The sequence below is a fragment of the Pseudomonas sp. NPDC089407 genome (assembly GCF_044900445.1).
GTDB lineage: Bacteria > Pseudomonadota > Gammaproteobacteria > Pseudomonadales > Pseudomonadaceae > Aquipseudomonas.
Genome location: NZ_JBJDNB010000006.1, coordinates 54,540 through 79,899 on the forward strand (window position 1 = coordinate 54,540; position 25,360 = coordinate 79,899).

20 protein-coding genes and 1 tRNA gene are annotated in these 25,360 nt (G+C 63.3%); 16 read left to right on the top strand and 5 right to left on the bottom strand.

Translation table 11 applies throughout. The features are described 5' to 3' along the window. Nucleotides 1-16 precede the first annotated feature (16 nt). Complete coding sequence (locus ACI2KG_RS06740) at nt 17-1,528, bottom strand: SrfA family protein (RefSeq protein ID WP_404661316.1); 1,512 nt, start codon at nt 1,526-1,528, stop codon at nt 17-19. A gap of 210 nt (nt 1,529-1,738) precedes the next feature. Here ACI2KG_RS06740 and ACI2KG_RS06745 point away from each other — a divergent pair, with 210 nt between their 5' ends. After that, complete coding sequence (locus ACI2KG_RS06745) at nt 1,739-2,644, top strand: hypothetical protein (RefSeq protein ID WP_404661317.1); 906 nt, start codon at nt 1,739-1,741, stop codon at nt 2,642-2,644. Between the two features lie 41 nt (nt 2,645-2,685). On the opposite strand, the gene ACI2KG_RS06750 is transcribed toward ACI2KG_RS06745, so the two are convergent. Further along, nucleotides 2,686-2,762, bottom strand: a tRNA-Arg gene (locus tag ACI2KG_RS06750). A gap of 198 nt (nt 2,763-2,960) precedes the next feature. Between ACI2KG_RS06750 and ACI2KG_RS06755 the strand changes: the two genes are divergently transcribed. From ACI2KG_RS06755 to ACI2KG_RS06790, 8 genes are all read left to right on the top strand, one after another. Then, a complete protein-coding gene (locus ACI2KG_RS06755; RefSeq protein ID WP_086975976.1) occupies nt 2,961-3,710 on the top strand; it encodes a GntR family transcriptional regulator in 750 nt (249 codons plus the stop codon). Further along, the gene (locus ACI2KG_RS06760) at nt 3,707-5,431 is read left to right on the top strand and encodes a fumarate reductase/succinate dehydrogenase flavoprotein subunit (protein ID WP_404661318.1); all 1,725 of its coding nucleotides are present in this window, start codon (nt 3,707-3,709) and stop codon (nt 5,429-5,431) included. Before ACI2KG_RS06755 ends, ACI2KG_RS06760 begins: the two co-directional genes overlap by 4 nt. 162 nt (nt 5,432-5,593) lie before the next feature. Next, nucleotides 5,594-5,839 carry a ferredoxin family protein gene (locus ACI2KG_RS06765; protein ID WP_008096634.1) on the top strand — a complete coding sequence of 82 codons (246 nt, stop codon included), beginning with the start codon at nt 5,594-5,596 and terminating at the stop codon, nt 5,837-5,839. 119 nt (nt 5,840-5,958) lie between these two features. Further along, the gene (locus tag ACI2KG_RS06770) at nt 5,959-7,365 is read left to right on the top strand and encodes an ABC transporter substrate-binding protein (protein ID WP_404661319.1); all 1,407 of its coding nucleotides are present in this window, start codon (nt 5,959-5,961) and stop codon (nt 7,363-7,365) included. Between the two features lie 15 nt (nt 7,366-7,380). Continuing rightward, nucleotides 7,381-8,163 (top strand): ABC transporter permease, encoded by a 783-nt coding sequence (locus tag ACI2KG_RS06775; RefSeq protein WP_400616578.1) that lies wholly within the window; start codon nt 7,381-7,383, stop codon nt 8,161-8,163. After that, nucleotides 8,163-9,014 carry an ABC transporter ATP-binding protein gene (locus tag ACI2KG_RS06780; protein ID WP_400616580.1) on the top strand — a complete coding sequence of 284 codons (852 nt, stop codon included), beginning with the start codon at nt 8,163-8,165 and terminating at the stop codon, nt 9,012-9,014. The genes ACI2KG_RS06775 and ACI2KG_RS06780 overlap by 1 nt, the downstream gene beginning before the upstream one ends. Beyond that, on the top strand, nt 9,011-9,976 hold the full coding sequence (locus tag ACI2KG_RS06785; protein ID WP_404661320.1) for a HEAT repeat domain-containing protein: 966 nt from the start codon (nt 9,011-9,013) through the stop codon (nt 9,974-9,976). The genes ACI2KG_RS06780 and ACI2KG_RS06785 overlap by 4 nt, the downstream gene beginning before the upstream one ends. Beyond that, complete coding sequence (locus ACI2KG_RS06790; RefSeq protein ID WP_404661321.1) at nt 9,976-10,263, top strand: DUF971 domain-containing protein; 288 nt, start codon at nt 9,976-9,978, stop codon at nt 10,261-10,263. Before ACI2KG_RS06785 ends, ACI2KG_RS06790 begins: the two co-directional genes overlap by 1 nt. Nucleotides 10,264-10,429: 166 nt before the next feature. On the opposite strand, the gene ACI2KG_RS06795 is transcribed toward ACI2KG_RS06790, so the two are convergent. Together ACI2KG_RS06795 and ACI2KG_RS06800 are read right to left on the bottom strand one after the other, a co-directional pair. Further along, nucleotides 10,430-11,293 carry an ABC transporter ATP-binding protein gene (locus tag ACI2KG_RS06795; protein WP_404661322.1) on the bottom strand — a complete coding sequence of 288 codons (864 nt, stop codon included), beginning with the start codon at nt 11,291-11,293 and terminating at the stop codon, nt 10,430-10,432. Continuing rightward, entirely contained in the window at nt 11,290-12,903 is a 1,614-nt protein-coding gene (locus tag ACI2KG_RS06800) for an ABC transporter permease (protein WP_404661323.1), read from the bottom strand. Before ACI2KG_RS06800 ends, ACI2KG_RS06795 begins: the two co-directional genes overlap by 4 nt. A 297-nt stretch (nt 12,904-13,200) precedes the next feature. Here ACI2KG_RS06800 and ACI2KG_RS06805 point away from each other — a divergent pair, with 297 nt between their 5' ends. Together ACI2KG_RS06805 and ACI2KG_RS06810 are read left to right on the top strand one after the other, a co-directional pair. After that, on the top strand, nt 13,201-14,238 hold the full coding sequence (locus ACI2KG_RS06805; RefSeq protein WP_404661324.1) for an ABC transporter substrate-binding protein: 1,038 nt from the start codon (nt 13,201-13,203) through the stop codon (nt 14,236-14,238). A 40-nt stretch (nt 14,239-14,278) separates the two neighbouring features. Beyond that, entirely contained in the window at nt 14,279-15,184 is a 906-nt protein-coding gene (locus ACI2KG_RS06810; protein WP_404661325.1) for a TauD/TfdA dioxygenase family protein, read from the top strand. Nucleotides 15,185-15,298: 114 nt separating this feature from the next. Here the strand turns inward: ACI2KG_RS06810 and ACI2KG_RS06815 are convergent, their stop codons facing one another. Continuing rightward, complete coding sequence (locus ACI2KG_RS06815; protein ID WP_400616595.1) at nt 15,299-16,213, bottom strand: LysR family transcriptional regulator; 915 nt, start codon at nt 16,211-16,213, stop codon at nt 15,299-15,301. A 193-nt stretch (nt 16,214-16,406) separates the two neighbouring features. On the opposite strand from ACI2KG_RS06815, the gene ACI2KG_RS06820 reads away from it, so the two are divergent. The 5 genes from ACI2KG_RS06820 to ACI2KG_RS06840 all read left to right on the top strand — a co-directional run bounded on the left by ACI2KG_RS06820 (nt 16,407) and on the right by ACI2KG_RS06840 (nt 25,260). Continuing rightward, complete coding sequence (locus ACI2KG_RS06820; protein ID WP_400616597.1) at nt 16,407-18,746, top strand: TonB-dependent receptor; 2,340 nt, start codon at nt 16,407-16,409, stop codon at nt 18,744-18,746. A 17-nt stretch (nt 18,747-18,763) separates the two neighbouring features. Then, the gene (locus ACI2KG_RS06825; protein WP_404661326.1) at nt 18,764-20,440 is read left to right on the top strand and encodes an aryl-sulfate sulfotransferase; all 1,677 of its coding nucleotides are present in this window, start codon (nt 18,764-18,766) and stop codon (nt 20,438-20,440) included. Between the two features lie 537 nt (nt 20,441-20,977). Then, nucleotides 20,978-22,420: an NADP-dependent succinate-semialdehyde dehydrogenase gene (gene gabD, locus ACI2KG_RS06830; RefSeq protein ID WP_280341375.1), complete on the top strand. Its 1,443-nt coding sequence runs from the start codon at nt 20,978-20,980 to the stop codon at nt 22,418-22,420. Between the two features lie 182 nt (nt 22,421-22,602). After that, a complete protein-coding gene (gene gabT, locus ACI2KG_RS06835; protein WP_019473946.1) occupies nt 22,603-23,880 on the top strand; it encodes a 4-aminobutyrate--2-oxoglutarate transaminase in 1,278 nt (425 codons plus the stop codon). 138 nt (nt 23,881-24,018) lie between these two features. Beyond that, the gene (locus ACI2KG_RS06840; RefSeq protein ID WP_404661328.1) at nt 24,019-25,260 is read left to right on the top strand and encodes an HDOD domain-containing protein; all 1,242 of its coding nucleotides are present in this window, start codon (nt 24,019-24,021) and stop codon (nt 25,258-25,260) included. Nucleotides 25,261-25,360 lie beyond the last annotated feature (100 nt).

Here is a 25,360-nt window from a genome sequence, read left to right on the forward strand (position 1 = left end):
TGCGTTTCTCGTGTGATTAGCCGGCTTTTTTCATTTGGATGTTGAAGCCTTTGGCGCCGTAGTTGGCATCGCAATTGGCTACGCCGCTGGCGTTGGGCGCGCAACCTACTTGCGGCAGGTCATAGCTGCTGCCGTCGGCACAAGTGGCCTGGCCGGAACTGTTGATCGACAACTTGCCGCCTTGCATGGCGGCGGCAACCGGCGCCTGGCAACTGACATTGTCCGGGCGGGTGACCGTGGCCTGGCCCTTGCCATTCTGGAAGTCGTACTTCAGGCGCACCGGCTTGCCAGTGCCGGCTTCCTGAATGCCTGCACCCGCCCATTTGCCGTTGAGGAAGTCAGCGTTGCCATCGGCCGCATCTGGCGGAATGCTCAAGTCACTCGGTTGTGGCGGCTGGCTGCTGGCTTGCGCTTGGTCTTCGGCCAGCTGTGGTGGTGCAGGCGGCGTGTTCTCTGGTGTTGCGGCCTCTGGGCTACCGGGCGGCGGAGTGTCAGATGCTTGCTCAGGCTGCTGCTGCGGCGCTGGCGGTGTTTCTGGCTCGCCTTGCGCAGAGGGTTCGGCGTTGTCTGTCGGCGCCGGGCTATCACCTTGCGGCGCGCCGCCGTCGGCATCGGCTGGGCCGCCCGGCAGGTTAACCGGGCTTTCGGTACCCGACGTCATGTCTGGGGTAACGCCACCGGGTGCGCCGTTCGCAGCGCCGTCCATGTTCAACGATCCTGTTGGCACTCGGGCCTGGTTATTGCCTGGCACCGAGGTATCGCGGCCAAGGTCCGGGATGCCCGGGCCGGAGAGGTTGACCCCAGGGATGCAGCCGCGCAGCCCGAACAGCAGCAGCAGGAGCAGCAGCGCCAACAGCAACAGCAAGGGCAGCAGCCAGCGCCAGTTGCGCCACCACGGCAGGCGTGCGACGGCCGCGGCGGGCGCTACCGCTGCTGCCGGCGCAATGGGGGCGGCAGGCGGTGGTGCCAGCGGTGCGGCCTGCGGCTCGGCGACAGGCGCGGTGCGCGGGTACAGGCAATGCAGGGGCTGGCGGCTGCGCTCGGCACCGGCATGAATGAAACCCCAGAAGGTCAGTACCGGGCGGCCATCGACCAGGTAGACAAAGTTTTCGTCGGGAAAGGGCACCACACAGGTCAGCAGTTTGCCGAACACGGCGTTGTCGCCCTCGGCAGCCTTGCGGGCAGTGGCCGAAGGTTGGCCATTGGCGTCCAGGCCGAGCAAGGTGTTGCTCAGGGCGTTGATCTTGCTCTGCAGCACTTCAAGCTGAACCCGCGCGGGCGCACGCTCTTCCTCGGTGGCGCTGCTCCAGGGGATCACATCGCCCGGGCGGTCGCTGTACCAGTCGATGGTGCTGCCCAGCTCATCGCTCTGCGGGATAGCCAGGTGCTCGATCAGTTCCGGGTGCTCCGGATACTTGCGGCGAATCGCTTCGCGAATCTGCAAAGCAGCGCGATAGACGGGCTGACCGGTCTCGCCCAATGCGGTGAAGTGTTCACTTCTGCCGCTGCGTAGTAATACTCCGCGCATCCTTGTAGACCTACCTAGTCTATTAGCCGAATCCGTTCGGTATCCATTATTCAATACCGAAAAACCGAGCAACACTAATGGCAAAGTGCTTTTTTCGTCAATTCACAAGGGTGGGTTTTTGACGTCAAAGCAGGATTTATCCGGTTACACTCCGCTGATCCGATCAACGGCATCGGCAAACTCATCATCGACGAATGGAGCACGAAGAGCATGAGCCTTTGGGATGACCTGAAGAAGAAGGCCTATGATGCCAACCCGGAGTTGGCCGCCAAGGCCGCGCAGGCGCTGGAAAAGGCCCGCGACCTGGCCGTGGAGGCAGGGCAGAAAGCCGCGCCCATCATCAAGGAAGCCAGCGACAAGGCCGCAGGCTACGCGCAAGAGAAAACGCCGATACTCAAGGCCCAGGCGCTGAAGGCGATTGACGATGCCAAGCAGCGTCGTGCCCAGTTGCAAGAGCAGGCCAAGCGCGACAAATCTGCGCGGGCGGAGATGATCCGCACCATGTATGACATCACCCTCACACCGGAAAACATCAATTTCGTCGAGGAACCGTTCAACCATTTTGAGCGGCAGCTGATGTTTTTCGTGCGCAATGGCGAAGTGCTGGAAAGCGAAAAACGCAACCAGACGCACCTGGACGCCTACCATTCGCACCACACCACCGGTGGCCACATGTGGAAGGGCACCGGCCATACCGGTAGCAGCTCATCGTCCATGCAGGTCACTGCGCATAATGTGCAGGAGCACGAGTTCTGGGTGCGCCTGGAGAATGGCAAAGAGGCGTGTTTCCAGCTGAACAACAACGGTGTGCGCGTGCGCCCTGGGCAGTATGTGAGCATGGCGTTTGTGCGCAACGCCAACCAGGACATGGGGCAGATGGTGGCGCTGTACAACCACAACGCCAGGGAGAACTACGTGACCCTGTCGCCCAGGCAGATCAACCAGCAGTTTCAGCTGTACCTGAAAGAGCCCGGCATTTTCAACGCCAACGAAGTGAACGGCACTCGCGACAGGCTGCTGCAGGCACTGGACAAGCGTCTGGGCGAACTGGCCAGGTACATGGCATTGCACGGCGACCGGCGGGCCGGCCCAGTGATAGACGTTCAGGCAGAATAAACGAAAAAGCCCCGGGAGATTTCCCAGGGCTTTTTTTGATATGGCGCACTCGGCGGGATTCGAACCCACGACCCCTGCCTTCGGAGGGCAGTACTCTATCCAGCTGAGCTACGAGTGCAACGCGCACGCATGATACCCATCTGTGTCGTTGACGTCCATCGCCTTGATCTGTGGCCTTTTTCCTCTTCTGCGGGCGACTGCCCTGCGCAAATCCATCTATCCATATGCAATATCAATATTTCCCACCCCCTTCTTATGCCCTCTATCCTCTGGTCACAACTTGTTATAACAAGTCATCGATCAGCGAAGAGACCCCATGGCCGAACTGCTCCCCCTGTCCCCGGTACCGCTCTACACCCAGCTCAAGGAACTGCTGCGCGAGCGCATCCTCGACGGCACTTATCCACCGCACAGCCGCATGCCCTCGGAGAGCGAACTGGGCAAGGCCTTCGACGTCAGCCGTATCACCGTACGCCAGGCGCTGGGCGACCTGCAGAAGGAAGGGCTGATCTTCAAGATCCACGGCAAAGGCACGTTCGTCGCCAAGCCCAAGGCGTTCCAGAACGTCAGCACCTTGCAGGGCCTGGGCGAGTCGATGACGCAGATGGGCTACGAAGTGATCAACCGCCTGCGCAGCTTCCGCCATGTGCCGGCCAACGCATTGGTTGCCGCCCGGCTTCAGGTCGAGGAGGGCAGCCTGGTCACCGAAATCCGCCGGGTGCGGCTGATCAACCGCGAGCCGGTGTCACTGGAGCTGACCTGGTTGCCCAAGGCCGTCGGCGAAAAACTGGAGAAGGCCGACCTGGTCACCCGCGACATCTTCCTGCTGCTGGAAAACGACTGCGGCATTGCCCTTGGCCACGCCGACCTGGCCATTGATGCGGTGCTGGCCGATAGCGACCTGACCCAGGCCCTGGATGTTGAAGAAGGCTCGCCGATCATGCGCATCGAGCGCCTGACCCATGCTGCCGACGGCACGCCGCTGGACTTCGAACACCTTTACTACCGCGGCGATGCCTTCCAGTACCGCCTGCGCATTGATCGCCAGAAAGGGGGCAAGGCATGAGCATCCAGACCCAGGACTACGACATCATCATCATCGGTGGCGGCACGGCCGGGCCGATGGCGGCGATCAAGGCCAAGGAGCAAGACAAAAGCCTGCGCGTGCTGCTGCTGGACAAGGCCAATGTCAAGCGCAGTGGTGCCATCAGTATGGGTATGGACGGCTTGAACAACGCCATCATCCCCGGCCACGCCACCCCTGAGCAGTACACCAAGGAAATCACCGTGGCCAATGACGGCATCGTCAACCAGGCCACCGTGCATGCCTATGCAACCCACAGCTTTGAAACCATCGAGCAACTCGACCGCTGGGGGGTGAAGTTCGAGAAGGACGAGACTGGCGACTACGCGGTGAAGAAGGTTCACCACATGGGCGCCTACGTGCTGCCCATGCCCGAAGGCCACGACATCAAGAAGGTGTTGTACCGGCAGCTCAAGCGTGCCCGGGTCGAGATCAGCAACCGTATGGTCTGCACCCGCGTGCTGCTCGATGGCGAAGGCGCCGCCGCGGGTGTGCTGGGCTTTGACTGCCGCAGCGGCGCGTTTCGTGTGGTGCGGGCCAAGGCGGTGATCCTTGCCTGCGGCGCCGCCGGGCGCCTGGGCCTGCCGTCGTCGGGTTACTTGATGGGCACCTACGAGAACCCGACCAATGCCGGTGACGGCTATGCCATGGCCTACCATGCAGGCGCCGAGCTGGCCAACCTTGAGTGCTTCCAGATCAACCCGCTGATCAAGGACTACAACGGCCCGGCCTGTGCCTACGTCACCGGCCCGCTGGGTGGGTACACCGCCAACAGCAAGGGCGAGCGCTTCATCGAGTGCGACTACTGGAGCGGCCAGATGATGTGGGAGTTCCACCAGGAGCTCGAAGGCGGCAATGGCCCAGTGTTTCTCAAACTGGACCACCTGGCCGAGGAAACCATCCAGAACATCGAAGAGATCCTGCACAGCAACGAGCGCCCCAGCCGTGGACAGTTCCACGCCGGGCGTGGCACCGACTACCGCCAGCACATGGTCGAAATGCATATCTCCGAGATCGGTTTCTGCTCCGGGCATTCGGCATCGGGGGTGTGGGTCAATGAAAAGGCCGAGACCAGCGTCAAAGGGCTGTACGCCGCAGGCGATATGGCTGCGGTGCCGCACAACTACATGCTCGGCGCCTTTACGTATGGCTGGTTTGCCGGTGTGAACGCCGCGTATTACGTGGCCGGGCGCGAGCTCGCCGAGGTCGATGCCGAGCAGGTCGAACGCGAGCGCGCGCGGGTGTTTGCCCCGCTGCAGCGTGAGCATGGCCTGCCGCCAGCCCAGGTCGAGTACAAGCTCCGGCGCATGGTCAACGACTACCTGCAGCCACCGAAGGTGACCAAGAAGATGGAAATCGGCCTGGCGCGCTTTGCCGAGATCGAGCGTGATCTGGAGCAGATGAAGGCCAGCAACCCTCATGAACTGATGCGTGCGATGGAAGTGTCGGTGATTCGCGATTGCGCCGAGATGGCGGCGCGGGCCTCGCTGTTCCGCGAGGAAAGCCGCTGGGGGCTGTACCACCACCGGGTGGACTTTCCTGAGCGCAACGATAGCGAGTGGTTCTGCCATTGCCACCTGAAAAAGGGCGAGAACGGTGAAATGACCAGCTTTAAAAAGGCCGTCGAACCCTACCTGATCGCCCTGGATGCAGAAGAGCAGACCGCTTATGACCGGTTGCGGGTGAAGGCCGATGCGGCATGAGTGGGGCTGCTTCGCAGCCCAATCGCCGGCAAGCCAGCTCCCACAGGTACTGCATCGACTGTGAAGTTTGCACCTTCCTGTGGCAGCTGGCTTGCCGGCGATTGGGCCATCAGCTTCAGCAAAAAACATAACGAGGGCCACAGGCCCCAAGGACTCCGTGAAATGGCCTATCAGCCGCAAGAAATCTTCTTCCGCAGCAGCGCCCCGGTCACCATCGACGAAGACAAATGCATCGCCGAAAAAGGCTGCACCGTGTGCGTGGAGGTCTGCCCCATGGACCTGCTGGCGATCAACCCGGCCACGCAAAAAGCCTACATGGCCTTCGACGAATGCTGGTACTGCATGCCCTGCGAGAAGGACTGCCCCACCGGTGCGGTGAAGGTCGACATCCCGTACCTGCTGCGCTGACCCATCCTGCCATCCGGCGAACCACCGGACGCCCTCCTGCTGTGCCCCTCGTTTCCCACCACCCAAGCCGGGCGGCGGAGACGACGCCAACTCTTATAACGATTCGAGGGGAAACACCCATGCGCCTTGTTGCAACCGTGGCCGGCCTCGCGCTGGCGCTCACTGGCCTGAATGCCAGTGCCGAAACCATCCGCATCGCCATCGGCACTCAGGACACCACCATCAACTGCGCCACTGGCGGCCTGCTGATCCGTGAGTTGGGCCTGCTGGACAAGTACCTACCGCACGACGGCAAATACAAGGACGCCACCTACCAGGTCGAGTGGAAGAACTTCACCAGCGGTGCGCCGCTGACCAACGAAATGGTCGCCGGCAAACTCGACTTCGGTGCCATGGCCGACTTCCCTGGGTCTTTCAACGGCGTTGCCCACCTGGATGCCGGCAAGCGCAGCCTGTTCATCAGTGTGCTGTCGGGCAGCGTGCATGGCAGCGGCAACGGCATCGTCGTGCCTGCAGCATCCAGCGTGCAGTCGCTGGCTGAGCTCAAGGGCAAGACCATTTCCGTGCCGTTCGCCTCCACCGCCCACGGCATGCTATTGCGCGCCGTCGCCGCTCAGGGCTGGGACCCGCAGAAGGATGTGCGTATCATTGCCCAGGCGCCGGAAATCGCCGGTTCCGCCCTGCGCAGCAACCGCATCGAAGCCCACGCCGACTTCGTGCCGTTCGCCGAGCTGTTCCCCAACCGCGGCTTCGCCCGCAAGATCTACGATGGCGCCCAGGCCAACGCACCGACCTTCCATGGTGCCTTGGTCGATGCCGACTACGCGAAGCAGTACCCGGAAGTGGTCACCGCCTACCTGCGCGCCAGCCTTGAAGCCGACCGCCTGATCGCGGCGCAGCCTGAGAAGTACAGCGAGTTGATCGAGAAGGTCACGGGTATCGAAGCCGAGGTCAATTACCTGTTCCACGGCCCGCTCGGCCTGCAGACCCGCGACCTGACCTGGAAGCCTGAATACCGCCAGGCAGTGGCTACGTCCATCGATACGCTCAAGTTGCTGAAAAAGACCGACCGTGGCCTGGACACCGACAAGTTCATCGACGACCAGTACATCCGTGCCGCCTTCAAAGAGGCTGGCCTGGACTACGACAAGGCGCTGAAAGACTACGACCCGCTGCCACTCAAGGCCAATGACGCGCTGACCGGCAAGCCCATTACCGACCTCAGCCGCCTGGCGCAGATCTGGGTGCGCGGTGAAGACAAGGTCCGCCACTACGCTTCGCCGGAAGCGGCCCTTGGTGCCCTGGCCCAGTTGGAGCAGGAGGGCAAGGACATCCGCGCCATCTACGCCCAGGCCGCCGACAGCGGGATCAAGTTGCTGGCCAATCAGGCCTGGTTCGTGCGCAACGCCAACGGCGAACTGGCGGCGTTCCTGCTCAAGGACCAGGCTGAGCAGTATGCCAAGGCCCATGGTGGTGAGGCGCTGGACTTCGTCAGCGCCAACCAGAAGCTGGTCGCCCAGCGCTGACCGGGAGGCATCGACATGACCCGCAACCTCAAGCGCTGGCCGGTGCGCCTGGCGTCGTTGCTGGCCTGCCTGCTGTTCTGGCAGGTGGCGGCAAACGTGAAACTGGACCTGGGTCTGCTGACCTTCACCTATGTCCCCACACCCAAGGCGGTGCTGGACGCTGCCTGGCAGTTGCTGACCTCCAGCACCCTGCTGGCGCACCTGGGCAGCAGCCTGTCACGGGTGTTTGCCGGTTATGCAACTGCGGCGCTGGTCGGCGTGGCCCTGGGGTTGCTGATCGGTCGCTCGAAATGGGCTGAAGACACCCTGCTACCGCCGCTGGAAGTGCTGCGGCCCATTCCGGCGGTGGCGTGGATCCCGCTGGCGATCCTGATGTTCCCGTCGTCGGAACTGTCGATGGTGTTCATCACCTTCACCGGCGCGTTGTTCCCCATCCTGCTGAACACCGTGCATGGCGTCGAGGCTGTCGACCCGCGCCTGGTGGCATCGGCGCGCAGCCTCGGTGCCGGGCGCTGGGCGATTCTGCGTGAAGTGGTGTTGCCTGGGGCGTTGCCGAGCATCGTCACCGGCCTGGCGATCGGCATGGGGACGTCATGGTTCTGCCTGGTCACCGCCGAGATGATTTCCGGGCAGTTCGGCATCGGCTACTACACCTGGGAGTCCTACACGTTGCAAAACTATCCGCACATCATCGTCGGCATGTTGCTGATCGGCGTGCTGGGCATGGGCAGCAGCGCCTTGGTCAAGCGCTTGGGGGCGCTGGCCACGCCGTGGTACCGCACGCGGAGGGCCAGTTGATGAACAGTTATCAACAGGCGCCGGGGCGTATCGATGGTCGTGGCCTGTCGATTCGCCTGGGGCACGGCAGCGAAGCATTCGAGGCCGTGCAGCGCCTGGACTTTGCCGTGGAGCCTGGCGAGTTCGTCTGCATCCTTGGCCCTTCCGGTTGTGGCAAGTCGACGTTGCTCGGCGCCCTGGCCGGGCACCTGGTGCCCAGCAGCGGCCAGCTGAACGTGGACGGTCAGCCCGTTGCCGGGCCGTCACCGCAGCGTGGCATGGTGTTCCAGCACCACACCTTGCTGCCCTGGCGTAGCGTGCTCGACAACGTGGCCTTCGGCTTGAAAATGCAAGGCCTGGGCCGCGCCGAACGTCACCGGCAAGCGTGCGAAATGCTGCAACTGGTGGGGTTGGCCGACTTTGCCGGGCGCTGGCCCAACCAGCTGTCCGGCGGTATGCAGCAACGTGCCGAAATTGCCCGGGTGCTGATCAACCGCCCACGGCTATTGCTGATGGACGAACCTTTCGGCGCCCTGGATGCGCAAACCCGTGCACGCATGCAGGAGCTGTTGCTGGATATCTGGGCCAGCATCCGCACCACCGTGGTGTTCGTCACCCACGATATCGACGAAGCTCTGTTCCTCGCCGACCGCATCCTGGTGATGAGCCCGCGCCCCGGTCGCTTTATCGAGGACCTGCGCCTGGACTTTGCGCGACCCCGCCGCGCCAGCCTGCTGACCAGCCCTGAATTCACTCACCTCAAGCGTCACTGCCTGGCGTTGCTCCGCCACGAGGAAGGCCGCGAACTGCCGCGCCTCACCCCGCTGGGCCTGCCGGACACTGACCACCCACCGCTACGGATCGCGCTATGACTGACCGAACGACCGACAACCCCGACATCCTTGCCCTGTTGTCTCGCCTTGATGCCAGCGACGCTGGCGTGCGCCGCATCGCCCTGATCGAGCTGGCCGACCTGGAAGACCCGGATGGTCTGCCTTGGCTCACCGATGCCCTGCTGGTAGATACCGCCGATGAGGTGCGTGCCGAGGCCGCACGCCTGCTTGAGGCCTGGGAAGAACCCGAAGTTGTGCAAGCCCTGTGCGCTGCGCTAGCCGATGCCGCCGAGCCGGTACGGTTGGCAGCTGCGCAGAGCCTTAGCGAACTCAAGAGCCTTGAAGCCGGCCATTTGATCCTGCCATGGGTCAAACACGCCGATGCGTTTGTCCGCGCCAGTGCCCTACGGGCCTTGCGCGAGCTGCGCCTGGACGATGCTGCCGAACCTGCGCTGCTGGCGCTGGCCGATGATGACGCCGCCGTGCGGCGTGAGGCTGTGGGCATTCTTGGCTGGCTCAAGCACCAGCCGGCGTTGCAGGCGCTGGCAGCGCTCGCCCAGGCCGAGCCGGACACCGAGGTGCGCCGTGCGGCCATCGGCGCGTTGGGCCTTGCCCGGGACAGCGCGGTGTTGCCTGCGTTGGTGGCGGCATTGACTGACCAGGCCTGGCAAGTGCGCGAAGAAGCCGCCACCACCTTAGGCAAAGTCGGTCAGGAAGCAGCAGGCCCGGCGCTGGTGGATGCCCTTGCCGATGAATTTTGGCAGGTACGCCTGCGAGCAGCCCGTTCACTGGGTCGGCTGCGCTATGCCGCTGCACTGGACACGCTTGGCGCGCTGCTTGGCCATGGCATTGCCAACCTGCGCAAAGAGGCGGCACTGGCGCTGGGCGAGCTGGGCCAAGCGCGTGCCTTGCCGGTGCTGAAGGCTGCCGAGGCCGACAGCGACCCCGAGGTACGCAAGGCGGTGCGGATTGCCCTGGCTCAACTGCGCGGGGTGTCCTGATGAACGCCCCGCAAGCCATCCGCAACCTGCGCGCGCCAGGGCAATTGGTGCTGCAATGGGAAGACGGTGAGCACAGCCTCAGCCATACCCGTTTGCGCGGTGCTTGCCCTTGTTCACAATGCCGTGCGGTGCGGCTGTCAGGTGGGATCAGCCTGGTGCGCGACGATGTGCGCGTGGTGCAAATCGAGTCGCAAGGGTATGGCGTGCAGCTGGTGTTCAGCGATGGGCATGAGCGCGGGATCTACCCTTGGGCTTACCTGCGTGACCTTGGTAGCCAGTTAAGCTGATCCCTTGCTGGAGCATGTAAACCTCTGGGGCCGGCTGCCTTGTACAAAATCTAAAAGCTGACGCGATCACTGTGGGAGCGGCTTTAACCGCGAACACCGGCAAAGCCGGTGCCATCCACCGCGCTGGAACGTTCGCGGGCACGCCCGCTCCCACAGACTACGACGTTCACAATGCGATCAGCTCCGGCCGCAGCCCCTCGACCCGTCGCACCGGGGGTGGCAGGTAGCCGCCATCGCCGGTAATCTGATGCAGCACCTTTTCGCGCAGGCCGTGCAGGGCCACGCCGGTGCGCAAGCGCGGGTGCGGCAGGTCGATGTCCACCACCGCCTTGATCCGCCCCGGGCGCGGCTCCAGCACCACCACCCGGTCGGCCAGGTAGGTGGCTTCTTCGGCGTCGTGGGTCACCAGCAAGGTAGTAATGCCGGCCCGTTCGCGTATGGCCAGCAGTTCATCCTGCAATTGCTGGCGGGTCAGTGCATCCAGCGCGCCGAATGGCTCGTCGAGCAACAGGATGCGCGGGCTGGCGACCAGGCCACGGGCAATTGCCACGCGCTGGGCCATGCCGCCGGACAGTTGGTGCGGGTAGGCCGATTCAAAGCCGACCAGCCCCACCAGTTGCACGAACTCATGCACCCGCCGGGCGCGCTCGCCTTGGGTGAGCGCTTCATTGACCAGGCCCAGGGCAATGTTCTGCTCCACGTTCAGCCAGGGGAACAGGCGGTGCTCCTGGAACACGATGCCGCGCTCACCACCAATACCGCTGACCGTACGGCCGTCGACGCGGATGCTGCCGCTGTAGTCGGTATCCAGCCCCACCAGCAGGCGCAGCAAGGTGGACTTGCCACAGCCGGAAGCACCCACGATGGCAATGAACTCGCCTTGGTTGATCGACAGGTTGAAGTTGCGGATGGCCTCGAGCGGTTGGCCATCGACGCTGAACACTTTGCCAACCCCCTCGAAACTGACCAGGGGCGGGGTGGCGTCGGGCTGGTTGGCCGCGTGCAGGTGCGAAGTGTTGAAGGCGTTCATGCGGTTCTCCAGCGCGTGGCGCGCGATTCGAGGCGTTGTCCAAGGGTGCCGAGCAGGGCGCCGACCAGGCCGATCAGCAGCATGGCGGCCATCACCTGGTCCATGCGGAACAGTTGTTGCGCACCGATCATCAGGCTGGCGATGCCGCCGTCCGAGGGCATGAAGTATTCGGCACCGATGGTGCCCAGCCAGGCGTAGATCAGCGACAGGCGCAGGCCGGCGAAAATCGCCGGGGCTGCGCCGGGCAGCACGAGCAGGCGCAGGCGCTGCCACAGGTTCAGGCGCAGGGTGCGGGCAGCTTCGCCCAGTTGTGGCGACAGGCCGGCAATGCCGCGCTGGGTGGCGATCAGCAGCGGGAAGAACGCAGCCATGCCGACGAACACCAGCTTGGCCCCTTCACCCAGGCCGAACCAGGCGGTGAGCAGCGGCACCCAGGCGAACAGCGCTACTTGGCGCAGTGCTGTCAGGCTTGGGCCGAACAGGCGCTCGGCATTGCTGGACAGCCCCAGCAGCAAACCGGCCAGCAGGCCCGCGCCGCCGCCCAAGAGCAGGCCGCTCAGGGTGCGTTGCAGGCTCAGTAGCAAGGCTTGCGGCAACGAACCATCGGCCAGGCCGACCAGCAGGGTGCGCAGCACGTCGAGTGGCGAGCTCAGGATGTTGCCGTCGACCCAGCCAAAGCTGTTGCAGGCCTGCCACAGTGCCAACAGCGCCAGCGGCAGCAGCAGGCTTTGCCAGCCCCGCGGTACCGGGCCACGCTGCTGTTCGCCGGTGGCCGGTTGCGGCCAGTACAGCAGGCGTTTTTCAACCGCAGAGAAGGTGCGTTCCAGCACCGCGCCGACCAGGCCGATCACCAGGATGCACAGCAGGACCAGGTCGAGCATGAACAGTTGCCGACCCCACACCATCAGGTACCCGATGCCTTCGCTGGAAGCCAGCAGCTCGACCGCCAGCAGCGAGGTCCAGCCAGTGGCCAAGGCCAGGCGCACGCCAGTCAGAAAAGCCGGCAGGGCAGCGGGAAGCAGCAGGCGCAAAAGTAGCAGATGGCGCGGTAAGCGCAGTGCCGCAGCGGCTTCACGCAATTTGGGCTGGGCATCACGCACCCCGACCAGCGTATGCAAGGTGACGGGGACCACTACGGCTTTCACCAGTACTACCAGCTTCAGCAACTCGCCGATGCCGAAGAACAGCATGAACAACGGAATCCAGGCCAAGGTTGGAATCTGTGCCAGCGCCACGAAGGTTGGCAGCACCAGCGTCTGCGCCTGCCGCGAAGCGCCCAGCCACACCCCCAGCAGCAAGCCGCTGGAAATGCCCGCCGCCAGCCCCCAGAACAACCGCTGCAAGCTTATCCACAGGTGCCCCCACAGCTCGCCGGAGCCAAACTCCACCGCGCTCTGCCACACCAACGCTGGCGCCGGCAGAATCTGCTCGCTCATCCAGTGTTGCCGGCTGGCCACCACCCAAAGCAGCGCAATCGCCACAGGCAAAACCCAAGGCAGAACCCGCTTCGCAAGGGCAGCACGGTCCCTGTGGGAGCGGCCTTGCGCCGCGAATGGGCCGCCCAGCGGCCCCCGCAGCCACCCCCGACCTCTGTTCAGCACTCCATTCATGGGCCATCTCTCGAAACGTTGTTGGTTTATTCACTTATGGAATTAAAAAATCCAAAAAGCGACTTTCAAGAGATAAGAGCATGCGCACTCTGCATACGGAAGCCCTTGGCCGTTGCGTTTTCCTCATATTTTCCATGCGTTTTCCGCAACCTCGCCGCCGGCCCGCATGTCCTCTGATTTATGCCTTCCAGTTACAAAAAAATGAAGTTTTGATCTTTGTAGGTTCTAACCAGACCTGCCTAGCTTCTGACCAAAGCGCCGGCCATCGCCGGTGGCAGCTTGCCAAGGAGCCTTGCCATGAAAACCCCGTTGCGCCACCTGATTACTGCCCTTGGGCTGGCCTTTACCCTCAGCGCCCATGCAGCAGGAACCGCCAGGCCGGAAAGCATCCGCATCGCTGTGCCGGACCTTAGCGCTGGCAGCAAGCCCAGTGCCGGTGGTGTGGTCGATGTGCTGCGTGAGCAGCAGTTGCTGGAGAAAGAATTTGCCAAGGACGGCATCCGCATCGACTGGCATTTCTTCAAGGGGGCCGGGCCGGTGGTGAACGAAGCGTTGGCCAACGGCCAGGCCGACTTCGCCTACCTCGGCGACCTGGCGGCGATCGTCGGCAAGGCCAATGGCCTCGATACCCGTGTGCTGTCGGCTGGCGTACGCGGGGTGAAGAGCTACCTGGGTGTGGTACCCGGCTCTGGCATCAAGACCCTTCACGACCTCAAGGGCAAGCGTGTGGCGGTATTCCGTGGTACCGCCAACCAGCTGTCGTTCGCCAGCGCCCTGGCCAGCCAGGGCTTGAGCGAGCGCGAGCTGAAAGTGATCAACCTCGACTTCAACGCGGCAAATGCCGCGCTGGCCGCCAAGCAGATCGACGCCACCTGGGGCTTGTCCAACCTGCTGTCGTTGCGTGAGCGCGGGCTGGTCGAGCTGCCGGTCAATTCGCGTGACCTGAAGGGCGCTGGCAGCACCCAGGCCGTGCTGCTGGGCACTGGCGACTTCATTCGCAAATACCCCGAACTGGTGCAGCGCCTGGTCAACGCCCAAGAGCAAGCCAGCACCTGGCTGCGCGACGAGCACAACCGCGAGGCCTACGTCGACCTGGTGGCCAGCAATGCCAACTGGCCACGCAGCATCCTCAGCGATGACCTGGCCAAGGAAGACCTTGCCCACTACTTCGACCCCCGGCTGGACGCCGACTTCGTCGGCCAGTTGCAGCAGGGCGTCGACCTGGCCGCCAAGGAACGCCTGATCCGCCGTGGCTTCCAGGTGGCCGACTGGATCGAACCGCGCTTCCTCGATGCCGCGCTGAAACACGAACAGGCCGTGCAGGCCGCCCGCTGAACCCGCAAACAACCCGACAACTACCGCAAGGACCACGACCATGAGCAATGCCGCCCTGGCCACCGCGCCACAAGCCCTCGATCTCGACATTCACCCGGTTGCCGGCCGTATCGGCGCCGAAATCCGTGGCGTGCAACTGTCCGCCGAGCTGGACGCGGCGACCCTCGACGCCATCCAGGCTGCGCTGGTGAAGCACAAGGTGATCTTCTTCCGTGGCCAGACCCACCTCGATGACCAGAGCCAGGAAGCCTTCGCCAAGCTGCTCGGTGAGCCGATAGCACACCCCACCGTACCGGTGGTGGATGGCACCAGCTACCTGCTGCAACTTGATGGTGCCGAGGGCCAGCGGGCCAATTCCTGGCACACCGACGTGACCTTCGTCGATGCTTACCCCAAGGCCTCGATCCTGCGCAGTGTGGTAGCGCCTGCCTCCGGTGGCGATACCGTGTGGGCCAACACGGCGGCGGCGTATCAGGAGCTGCCTGAGCCGCTGCGCGAACTGGCCGACAAGCTATGGGCGGTGCACAGCAACGAGTACGACTACGCCAGCATCAAGCCCGACGTCGACCCGGCCAAGCTGGAGCGTTATCGCCAGGTGTTCACCTCCACGGTGTACGAAACCGAGCACCCGGTGGTGCGCGTTCACCCGATCAGTGGCGAGCGGGCGCTGCAGCTGGGGCACTTCGTGAAGCGCATCAAGGGCTACTCGCTGGCCGATTCGCAGCATCTGTTCGCGGTGCTGCAAGGGCATGTGACGCGCCTGGAGAACACTGTGCGCTGGCGCTGGCAGGCGGGGGACGTGGCGATCTGGGATAACCGCGCCACGCAGCATTATGCGGTGGACGATTACGGCACCCAGCCGCGCGTGGTGCGGCGGGTGACCTTGGCGGGAGAGGTGCCGGTCGGGGTGGATGGGCAGTTGAGCCGAACTACTCGCAAGGGTTGATGTTGCCGGGGCCGCTTTGCGGCCCTTTCGCGACGCAAGGCCGCTCCTACAGGAGATCGCGTACCCCTGTAGGAGCGGCCTTGCGTCGCGAAACGGGGGCGAAGCCCCCGCCGGTTACACCTCGGTATCACAGGCAATAAGCTGCCTGACCAACCCCTGAGCCAGCGGCGACAAGCCATACCCCACCCGGCTCACCACCCCGTAGCGGGTATAGAACGCCTCTTCCTGCTCCGCCGTCAGGTCTGCCAGCTGTAAGGCTACCAATCCCCCATCGCGCTGATACGGCCGCAAATTGGCATTGCAGGCAATGCCGATGGTGTCCGAGTGCATCACCACATTCAGCAACGCATAACCATGCTCGCACTCCACCGCCGGCAGAAAATCCTGGCGCCCGCTGAGGTCGCTGAGGATCTTGCGGATGTTCGGCGGCCGGAAAGTGGTCGCCAGCGGGTAATCGAACACGTCGCGCGCGCGTACTTCAGCCCGCTCGGTCAGCGGGTGCCCGGCACGGCAGCAGAAATGCCAACGCTGTGGCGTCAGCTTGTGCACCTGGTAATCCGGGTCGGACTCGAACTGGCGGGTGTCGGCGACAAAGAACTCGATCTCCTCGGCCACCAGCTTGCGGTTCAGCGCCTGCCAGTTATCCACCTGGAAGCAGGTGCGCGCCGCCGGGTACTCGGCAACGAAACGTGCCACTGCCCGTGGCACCAATCCGCCAGCCGGCGCCGGGCCGGAGCCGAAGCGCACCACGCCGGTGGTGGCGCCGTTGAACTGGTGAATCTCGTTGACCAGCTTGTGGGCCCCATGCACTAGACGCCGCGAGTGCTCCAGCACCAATAAACCCTGGCGTGTGGGCGCCAGCTCCTTGCTGGCGCGGTCCACCAGGCGGCAGCCGACGTTGTGCTCCAAGGTCTGGATGCTGCGGCTGAAGGCCGATTGCGACAGGTTCACGGCCGCCGCCGCGGCAACAAAACTGCGGTGTTCGACAAGGGCAATGTAGTGGCGCAGCTGACGCAGATCGATATGCATTTTCTACATTGAAACCTTCGGTCAAATGCAATTGCTGACAAGGGTGAGTCCCCTTATAAAGGGAGTCACTTATTCCACAAAATATGATTTATAAATATTTATATCTCTTAAAAGAATATAAGCCCGACTGACCGCGATTCGGTTCCGCCAACGGAAATGCTCGCCCAGGGCCCATGCCTCAAGGAGCATTTGCATGTCCGGACTTTCCCGTTGGCCTGCGCGCGCGTCGCGTTTCACCTTGCAACCCTTGGCCGCTGGCGTGCTGCTGGCGGCGTCCTCTGGCAGCTACGCCGAAGAGCCGGTCAGCGCCACTGCCCCGGCGCTGGAGCAGGAAGCCAAGCTCGGCACCGTCACGGTCAACGCCCGTCGCCGCGAAGAAACCGCGCAGAGCGTACCCACGCCGATCAGCGTGCTCGACAGCGAAACCCTGGAAACCCAGCGCATCTACCGTGTGCAAGATCTGCAACAGCTGGTGCCCAGCACCAACGTCGCCTATGTGCATGCGCGGCAGTCGAGCATCTCGATCCGCGGCCTGGGCAACAACCCCGCCAGCGATGGCCTGGAAGGCAGCGTCGGCATCTACCTGGACAACGTTTACCTCGGCCGCCCCGGCATGGCGGTGTTCGACCTGCTGGACGTGGAGCAACTGGAGGTGCTGCGCGGCCCGCAGGGCACCCTGTTTGGCAAGAACACCACCGCTGGCGTACTCAACATCACCACGCGCAAGCCCACCTTCCACCGCGAGGGCAGCATCCAGCAGTCGGTGGGCGAAGATGGCTACCTGCAGACCCAAGGCAGCTTTTCGGGGCCGATCAGCGACACGTTGGCCGGGCGCATCAGTGCCTACCGCACCGAAGACGACGGCTATGTGAAGAACATCCACAACGGTGACGACCTCAACGGCGGCAAGCGCCAGGGTTTTCGCACCCAATTGCTGTTCAAGCCCAGCGAAACCTTCAACCTGCGCTGGATCGGCGAGTACAACGAGGAGGACTCCAACAACGGCATCCTCAGCCTGTACAGCACCGGGCCGACCATCAATGGCGTCAACCGCTACGAAAGCCTGGCCGCCCAGGCTGGCGCGACGCTGGTATCGGGCAAGGACCGCAAGGTCAACTTCGACGCCGATCAGCAGGTGACGGTGTTCCAGGGCGGCACTTCGGTGGAGGCCAACTGGACGTTGCCCAACGACTTCACCCTGACCTCGATCACCGCCTACCGCTGGTGGGACTTCACCCCACGTAACGACGACGGCCTCAACGTGCCGGTGTTCTACAGCGCCGGTGTCTCAGTGCGCGACAAGCAGTATTCGCAGGAAATCCGCCTGGCGTCGCCCACCGGAGGCGCCTTCGACTATGTGCTAGGCGCGTACTACTTCAAGCAGGACCTGGACAACAAGTCCTTCACGTATTACGGACCGCAAGCGGATATCTGGAACCTCACCCCGGCCGGTGCGCTGAACAACGTCAACACCATCGGCGACGGGCACATCGACACCGATAGCTATGCGCTGTTCGCCCAGGGCACCTGGCACATCACCGACCGCCTGGACTTCACCGCCGGCATTCGCGGTACCTATGAAGAGAAAAGCGCCTGGGTAACGCGCGATGCGCCGACCGGCGGTACGGACGTGACCGGTGCTGCCGCTGCTGCACGCCAGGGCCGGGTGGGCGCCTATGATTCCGGCGACCTCAACCAGTACAGCTTCAGCCCCTCCGGCCTGCTGGGCCTGAGCTACCGCTTCAACGAGCAGTTGCTGGGTTACGCGACCCTGACCCATGGCGAGAAGTCCGGCGGCATCAACCTTACCGTCGGCGCCGCACCACGCCTGGGCACCGATTCGCTGCTGGTCGGCACCGAGCGGGTCAACAACGCCGAGCTGGGTTTGAAAAGCACGTTGCTCGATGGCCGCCTGCAACTGAATACCAACCTGTTCTGGGCCGAAGTGCATGGCTACCAGGCCAACGTCTACGACCAGATCAACCGTGTGCAGTACCTGGCCAACGCCGGCAGGGTGCGTTCGCGTGGTCTGGAGTTCGAGGCTACCGCACTGCCGATTCGCGGCCTTACGGTCAACTTCAACGGCTCGTGGAACGACGTGCGCTACACCGAATACAAGGACGCGCCGTGCCCGCCCGAGGTGAGCCTGGCCAATGCCAGCGCCACCTGCGACCTGTCCGGCCACCAGGTGGTGGGTGCTTCCAAGTACATCGCCAACCTCAACACCCAGTACAAGTGGCAAGCCAGCGAGCATGTCGAGCCCTACGTCACTGCCAGCTACGCCTTCCGTTCCAAGGCAGTGGGCACTATTGACGATTCCGATTTCGGCCAGATCCCCAGCTACGCGCTGGTCAACCTTTCCGCCGGTGTACGCCTGGACCAGGGCGACGGCGTGGTCGACCTGTCGCTGTGGGTGAAAAACGCCGGCGACAAGACCTACTTCACCAGCCTGTGGAACTCCGCCAACGGTGGTTATGCCGGCGTGCTCGGCACCCCGCGCACCTTCGGCGCCACCGCCCGTTACGACTTCTGAGCACAAGGAGCTTTGCCATGAATGCCAAGACACAAACCCCTGCACTGCCTGAAGGCGCCTGCCTGACCGCCAAAGTCCCTGAGCGCGATGAGGCGCTGCTCGGCGACGTGGTGGTCAACCCATACCGCCTGGCGCCGCTGACCGCGATCATTCGCGACGGTGGGCGCAGCCTGAGTGACGCGCACGTGCGCGTGCTGGGGCGCGGCGAACGCGGCGTGGACATCGTTTACGACGTTTCCGACCGTTCACTATGGACTTACGGCGGCATCCCGGTATTCGGTTTGTACCCGGATCACGTCAACCAGGTAGAAGTGACCTACAAGCTGGACGGCGAGCGCATTCGCGAGCAATACCAGATCTACGCCCCGGCCGTGCGCCTGCCGGTGGTGGCGAAACAGACCGCTGCGCTGCCGGAGGTCGAGCCGATCAAGGTCGCGGCGGGTTTTGAAAAGCGTCTGTACCTGTTCAACCACCTGCAGGGAGACATTCCGGGTGGGCGCGCCTTCAAGTGGAATGCGCTGGGCGGCGCCGCGGAATGGGACCAGGTGGGCAACAACTGGATCGCCGACAGTAATGGCGATGTGCGCTGGTACCTGGATATCGAGCAGATCCACGACTCCAGCCGCCGCGACAGCCTGGGCGGTACCATGGGCTTCCAGCAGACCCGTGACGGCAAGCTGATCTGGGGTCAGGGGCAGACCTATTCCAAGTACGACCTGCTGGGCCGGCGCATCTGGCAGCGCAGCTTGCCGGACAAGTTTGCCGACTTCTCCCACGAGATCCGCGAAACCAGCAATGGCACCTACTTGCTGCGGGTTGGCACCAGCGATTACCGCCGCCCCGATGGCAAGCGTGTGCGCTCGATCCGCGACCATATCATCGAGGTCAGCGAAGCCGGGGATGTGCTGGACTTCTGGGACCTCAACCAGATCCTTGACCCGTACCGCGGCGACCTGCTGGAAACGTTGGGCAAGGCGGCCATCCAGTTGCCGCCTGGCGTGCAGAAACAGGACGAGCGGCTGGCCAACGAACTGGCCGAGGGGGCTTTGCCTTTCGGTGACACCCCCGGGGTAGGGACCGGGCGTAACTGGGCGCACGTCAATGCCATTGATTACGATGCCGATGACGACAGCATCATCGTTTCAGCACGGCACCAGGGCGTGGTGAAGATTGGCCGTGACAAGCAGGTCAAGTGGATTCTCGCCTCGCCCCAGGGTTGGCCGCAGCATCTGCGTGACAAGGTACTGAAACCGGTTGAAAGCGAAGCTTTCGACTGGTCATGGACCCAACACACCGCATGGCTGACCGGCAAAGGCACGTTGACCGTGTTCGACAATGGCTGGGGCCGCGATTTTGCGCCCACCAAGCTGACCGGCAACTACAGCCGGGCCGTGGAATACCGCATCGACGAGGCCAAGGGCACCGTCGAGCAGGTGTGGGAATACGGCAAGGAGCGTGGCGACGAGTGGTACAGCCCGGTGACTTCAGTGGTGGCCTACCGGCCGGAGACCGACACCCAGTTCATCTATTCGGCTTCGGTGAATTTCCTCACCCCGCAGAAGCTGACCACCACCGTGCTCAACGAGGTGCGGCGCGGCACCCAGGAGGTGCTGGTGGAGCTGAAGGTGCATAGCCGGCAGCCGGGTTCGGTAGGTTATCGGGCGCTGGTGATCGACCTGGCCAAGGCTTTTTGATTGAGATGACAAAGCATCACGGCTGCTGGGTGCTTGTCATAGAATTTTCTTCGCCTGTGAGATCGAGCGCCGCCCGCGCGGCGCTTCGCGGGGCAAGCCCGCTCCCACATCTGTTTCGGGCCAGTCACTCCTGCCACCTGCGCACTCGCACCCTGGGTGCATGGCTGGAGATTGATGAAGAGCAGCGGCAAAGCCGATGTCGAAGGGAGTAAACAGGGCGGCCAGAGGTGACCTCACAGGAGTGATTGGCCCGAAACAGATGTGGGAGCGGGCTTGCCCCGCGAAGCGCCGCGCGGGCGGCGCTCGATCTCACAGGCGCAAAAGCTGCCATGGCAAGCGCCAACCTTTCACATTTCCCCCCGCTCGATCGTCTACCCTGTAGCGACATTTCCAGACGGCCTGTTCAACCATTCGTTCTTTTTTTCGAACAGCCTATTGTCCAACACCCCAGCAGCCGCTTAGCATTCGTTTGAGATTTCAAACGCTCGATGCCCTGCCTTGGGCGCTTTTCAACAATCAACAATTCGGGAAGCCGACATGCAGCTCAAAGACGCTCAGTTGTTCCGCCAGCAAGCCTATATCAATGGTGAGTGGCTGGATGCGGACAATGGCCAGACCATCAAGGTGACCAACCCGGCCACAGGTGAAGTCATCGGTACCGTGCCGAAGATGGGCACCGCGGAAACCCGCCGCGCCATCGAAGCCGCCGACAAGGCCCTGCCGGCCTGGCGTGCCCTGACCGCCAAGGAGCGTTCGACCAAGCTGCGTCGCTGGTTCGAACTGATGATCGAGAACCAGGACGACCTGGCTCGCCTGATGACCACCGAGCAAGGCAAGCCGCTGGCCGAAGCCAAGGGCGAAATCGCCTACGCTGCCTCGTTCATCGAGTGGTTCGCCGAAGAAGCCAAGCGCGTCTACGGTGACACCATCCCTGGCCACCAGCCAGACAAGCGCCTGATCGTCATCAAGCAGCCAATCGGCGTTACTGCGGCCATCACCCCGTGGAACTTCCCGGCCGCCATGATCACCCGTAAAGCCGGCCCGGCCCTGGCCGCTGGCTGCACCATGGTGCTCAAGCCTGCTTCGCAGACCCCGTACTCCGCCCTGGCCCTGGTTGAGCTGGCCCACCGTGCCGGTATCCCGGCTGGCGTGCTGAGCGTGGTTACCGGCAGCGCCGGCGAAGTTGGCGGCGAACTGACTGGCAACTCCCTGGTACGCAAGCTGTCCTTCACCGGCTCGACCGAAATCGGTCGTCAGCTGATGGAAGAATGCGCCAAGGACATCAAGAAGGTCTCCCTGGAGCTGGGTGGCAACGCCCCGTTCATCGTGTTCGACGACGCCGACCTGGACAAGGCGGTCGAGGGCGCGATCATCTCCAAGTACCGCAACAACGGCCAGACCTGCGTCTGCGCCAACCGTATCTACGTGCAGGACGGCGTCTACGATGCGTTCGCCGAGAAGCTGGCTGCTGCAGTTGCCAAGCTGAAGATCGGTAACGGCCTGGAAGATGGCACCACCACTGGCCCGCTGATCGACGGCAAGGCTGTCGCCAAGGTTCAGGAGCACATTGAAGACGCCGTTTCCAAGGGCGCCAAAGTGCTGTCCGGTGGCAAGCTGATCGAAGGCAACTTCTTCGAGCCGACCATTCTGGTCGACGTACCGAAGACTGCTGCCGTGGCCAAGGAAGAGACTTTCGGCCCACTGGCACCGCTGTTCCGCTTCAAAGACGAAGCCGAAGTCATCGCCATGTCCAACGACACCGAGTTCGGCCTGGCCTCGTACTTCTACGCCCGCGACATGAGCCGTGTGTTCCGTGTTGCCGAAGCGCTGGAATACGGCATGGTGGGTATCAACACCGGCCTGATTTCCAACGAAGTGGCACCGTTCGGTGGCATCAAGGCTTCGGGCCTGGGCCGCGAAGGTTCCAAGTACGGTATCGAGGACTACCTCGAAATCAAATACCTGTGCATCAGCGTCTGATAGCACGGTAAAGGCTTTACCTCTGCCAGCGGGGCGCGAGAGCGACGTCTCGCTGGCCTTTTTTACATTGCAGTACCTGGTGGCCAGGGCGTTTGCGGCAGTCGATCAACGAATACTGTTCGCGAGCACTCCCAGCCACCCCCGAATAAAAGCGCCATTACTGTCGGCGCAATGAGGGCATTATGAGCAAGACCAACGAATCCTTGATGCAACGTCGTGTAGCTGCCGTCCCACGTGGCGTTGGCCAGATCCACCCGATCTTCGTCGACACCGCGAAGAACTCGACCGTGATCGACGTTGAAGGCCGCGAACTGATCGACTTCGCCGGCGGCATCGCAGTACTGAACACCGGCCACCTGCACCCGAAAGTGGTTGCAGCCGTGCAAGAGCAGCTGACCAAGGTCAGCCACACCTGCTTCCAGGTGCTGGCCTACGAGCCTTACGTAGAGCTGTGCGAGAAGATCAACAAGCTGGTACCAGGCGACTTCGACAAGAAGACCCTGCTGGTCACCACCGGCTCCGAAGCCGTTGAGAACGCCGTCAAGATCGCCCGTGCCGCTACTGGCCGTGCTGGCGTGATTGCCTTCACCGGCGCTTACCACGGCCGTACCATGATGACCCTGGGCCTGACCGGCAAGGTCGTGCCTTACTCCGCTGGCATGGGCCTGATGCCAGGCGGCGTGTTCCGCGCGCTGTTCCCGAACGAACTGCACGGTGTGAGCGTTGACGAAGCCATCGCTTCGGTCGAGCGTATCTTCAAGAACGACGCCGAGCCGAAGGACATCGCCGCGATCATCCTCGAGCCAGTACAAGGCGAAGGCGGCTTCCTGCCAGCGCCGAAAGAGCTGATGAAGCGTCTGCGCGCCCTGTGCGACCAGCACGGCATCCTGCTGATCGCCGACGAAGTACAGACTGGCGCTGGCCGTACCGGCACCTTCTTCGCCATGGAACAGATGGGCGTTGCGCCTGACCTGACCACCTTCGCCAAATCCATCGCTGGCGGCTTCCCGCTGGCCGGTGTGTGCGGCAAGGCCGAGTATATGGACGCCATTGCTCCAGGCGGCCTGGGCGGCACCTACGCCGGCTCGCCGATCGCTTGCGCGGCGGCCCTGGCCGTGATCGAAGTGTTCGAAGAAGAAAAACTGCTGGACCGCAGCAAGGCTGTGGGTGAGCGCCTGACCACTGGCCTGCGCGAAATCCAGAAGAAGCACCCGATCATCGGCGACGTCCGTGGTCTGGGTTCGATGATTGCCGTCGAAGTCTTCGAGAAGGGCACTCACACCCCGAACGCTGCTGCTGTTGGCCAGGTTGTGGCCAAGGCGCGCGACAAGGGTCTGATCCTGCTGTCTTGCGGCACCTACGGCAACGTCCTGCGTATCCTGGTTCCGCTGACCGCCGAAGACGCGCTGCTGGACAAAGGCCTGGCCATCATCGAAGAGTGCTTCGCTGAACTCGCCTGATGTGACACGCTTCTGAAAAAACCCGCCTCGGCGGGTTTTTTTGTGCCCAGAAAAGCCATGTGGCGCTATGGTTGTTGGAGGATTTGCTCAGGAAGCTGCGACGGACTGTGTGTCAGGGATTTTCAGGAGTAGTTGGCGATGAACGCTGCAGACCCCACACCACCAAGCGTACTGATTGTCGAAGGCGACCCATGGGTACGTGACATGCTCAGCGAAATGCTGCTGAGCGTGCGCTGTGATGCGCGGCTGCAGGTATGTGCCGACGGCTCGCAGGCGCTGAGTGCCTTGGCCGGCAAGCCCGACCTGATCATTGCTGCACGCGAGCTGGCCGGCATCGACGGCCTCGACTTGCTGCGCAAGGTACGCGCCAAAGGCTCGGGGTTGCCGTTCATCCTCATGAGCAACCGCAGCGACAGCGCCAGTGTGCGCGAGGCGCTGCCGTTGCACCCCACGGCCTACCTGAGCAAGCCACTGAACCTGGACAACCTGCGCAAGCGCCTGGAAGAGCTGCTGCTGGCGGTTGGCGAAGAAATCGCCTGCCCGGTGCCGCCCTTGCAGGCAGGTGCCAGCCTGCCTGCCTATCTCGAACAGCGCCGCGCGACCGCCGATGGCGGGCCGCTGCTGGCCGATGTGCAAGTGGCGATCAAGCGTGCGCTCAACCCTCAGGGCCTGAACCTCAAGGTGCTGGAAGAGGAAGTGCGTAAAGACCCGCAGGTGACTGCCGTGCTGATCGCTGCGGCCAACAGCGCGGCGCTGCACCGTGAGGCACCGGTGCAGACCTTGTTGCAAGCCTTGAACAAGCTTGGCAGTACGCAGAGCATGAACCTGATTCTGGGCATGACCCTGAAACGTAGCGCACGCCTCAGCGACCCGTTGCTGGCGGAGCATGCGGCCCGCTATTGGGACCTGTCGCTGCACACTGCCGAATATGGCCGCACCCTGGCGCGCATGCTCGAGCTGGACGAGGGGCGTTGTTACTGCGCGGGGCTGCTGCATTGCCTGGGCGACCTGGCGGTACTGCGTTGCCTGCAGGAATGGCGCCTGGCCGGCGGTGAGCTGGACGAGGACAAGGTACAGCTTTCACTCAATGAATTCGGTGCGGCGTTCGGCTCGGCGCTGCGCACCCGCTGGCGCTTGCCGCTGGCCCTGCGTGAGCTGATTGCGGCGATCTACCAGCTGGGCGGCGGGGTGTATTCGCGGGAGATCCTGGCCATGAACCTGGCCGGGCAGTTGTCGCGTTTGCCGGCCGAGCAGGGGTTGGAGAAGGTGGCCAGCGGCAAGACTGCGCGGTTGCTCAAGATCGGGTTGCCGGAGTTGAGCCGGCTGCGAAAGGTGGAGAACCCGGGAGTTAAGCCGGCGCCACCTGAGCCAGCTACCTAAGTTAGGCTGGACGCTGACCTTTGTAGGAGCGGCCTTGTGTCGCGATAGGGCTGCGAAGCAGCCCCAGATTTGTGCATGTTCGCTGAAGTCCGGGGCTGCT

Bases quoted from the DNA above. Each gene is read 5' to 3' on its own strand.
- ACI2KG_RS06785 (WP_404661320.1), top strand. From the start codon at position 9,011: ATGACTGACCGAACGACCGACAACCCCGACATCCTTGCCCTGTTGTCT.
- ACI2KG_RS06840 (WP_404661328.1), top strand. From the start codon at position 24,019: ATGAACGCTGCAGACCCCACACCACCAAGCGTACTGATTGTCGAAGGC.
- ACI2KG_RS06810 (WP_404661325.1), top strand. From the start codon at position 14,279: ATGAGCAATGCCGCCCTGGCCACCGCGCCACAAGCCCTCGATCTCGAC.
- ACI2KG_RS06790 (WP_404661321.1), top strand. From the start codon at position 9,976: ATGAACGCCCCGCAAGCCATCCGCAACCTGCGCGCGCCAGGGCAATTG.
- ACI2KG_RS06780 (WP_400616580.1), top strand. From the start codon at position 8,163: ATGAACAGTTATCAACAGGCGCCGGGGCGTATCGATGGTCGTGGCCTG.
- ACI2KG_RS06765 (WP_008096634.1), top strand. From the start codon at position 5,594: ATGGCCTATCAGCCGCAAGAAATCTTCTTCCGCAGCAGCGCCCCGGTC.
- ACI2KG_RS06760 (WP_404661318.1), top strand. From the start codon at position 3,707: ATGAGCATCCAGACCCAGGACTACGACATCATCATCATCGGTGGCGGC.
- ACI2KG_RS06740 (WP_404661316.1), bottom strand. From the start codon at position 1,528: ATGCGCGGAGTATTACTACGCAGCGGCAGAAGTGAACACTTCACCGCA.
- gabD (WP_280341375.1), top strand. From the start codon at position 20,978: ATGCAGCTCAAAGACGCTCAGTTGTTCCGCCAGCAAGCCTATATCAAT.
- ACI2KG_RS06775 (WP_400616578.1), top strand. From the start codon at position 7,381: ATGACCCGCAACCTCAAGCGCTGGCCGGTGCGCCTGGCGTCGTTGCTG.
- ACI2KG_RS06820 (WP_400616597.1), top strand. From the start codon at position 16,407: ATGTCCGGACTTTCCCGTTGGCCTGCGCGCGCGTCGCGTTTCACCTTG.
- ACI2KG_RS06745 (WP_404661317.1), top strand. From the start codon at position 1,739: ATGAGCCTTTGGGATGACCTGAAGAAGAAGGCCTATGATGCCAACCCG.
- ACI2KG_RS06795 (WP_404661322.1), bottom strand. From the start codon at position 11,293: ATGAACGCCTTCAACACTTCGCACCTGCACGCGGCCAACCAGCCCGAC.
- ACI2KG_RS06805 (WP_404661324.1), top strand. From the start codon at position 13,201: ATGAAAACCCCGTTGCGCCACCTGATTACTGCCCTTGGGCTGGCCTTT.
- ACI2KG_RS06800 (WP_404661323.1), bottom strand. From the start codon at position 12,903: ATGAATGGAGTGCTGAACAGAGGTCGGGGGTGGCTGCGGGGGCCGCTG.
- ACI2KG_RS06755 (WP_086975976.1), top strand. From the start codon at position 2,961: ATGGCCGAACTGCTCCCCCTGTCCCCGGTACCGCTCTACACCCAGCTC.
- ACI2KG_RS06815 (WP_400616595.1), bottom strand. From the start codon at position 16,213: ATGCATATCGATCTGCGTCAGCTGCGCCACTACATTGCCCTTGTCGAA.
- ACI2KG_RS06770 (WP_404661319.1), top strand. From the start codon at position 5,959: ATGCGCCTTGTTGCAACCGTGGCCGGCCTCGCGCTGGCGCTCACTGGC.
- gabT (WP_019473946.1), top strand. From the start codon at position 22,603: ATGAGCAAGACCAACGAATCCTTGATGCAACGTCGTGTAGCTGCCGTC.
- ACI2KG_RS06825 (WP_404661326.1), top strand. From the start codon at position 18,764: ATGAATGCCAAGACACAAACCCCTGCACTGCCTGAAGGCGCCTGCCTG.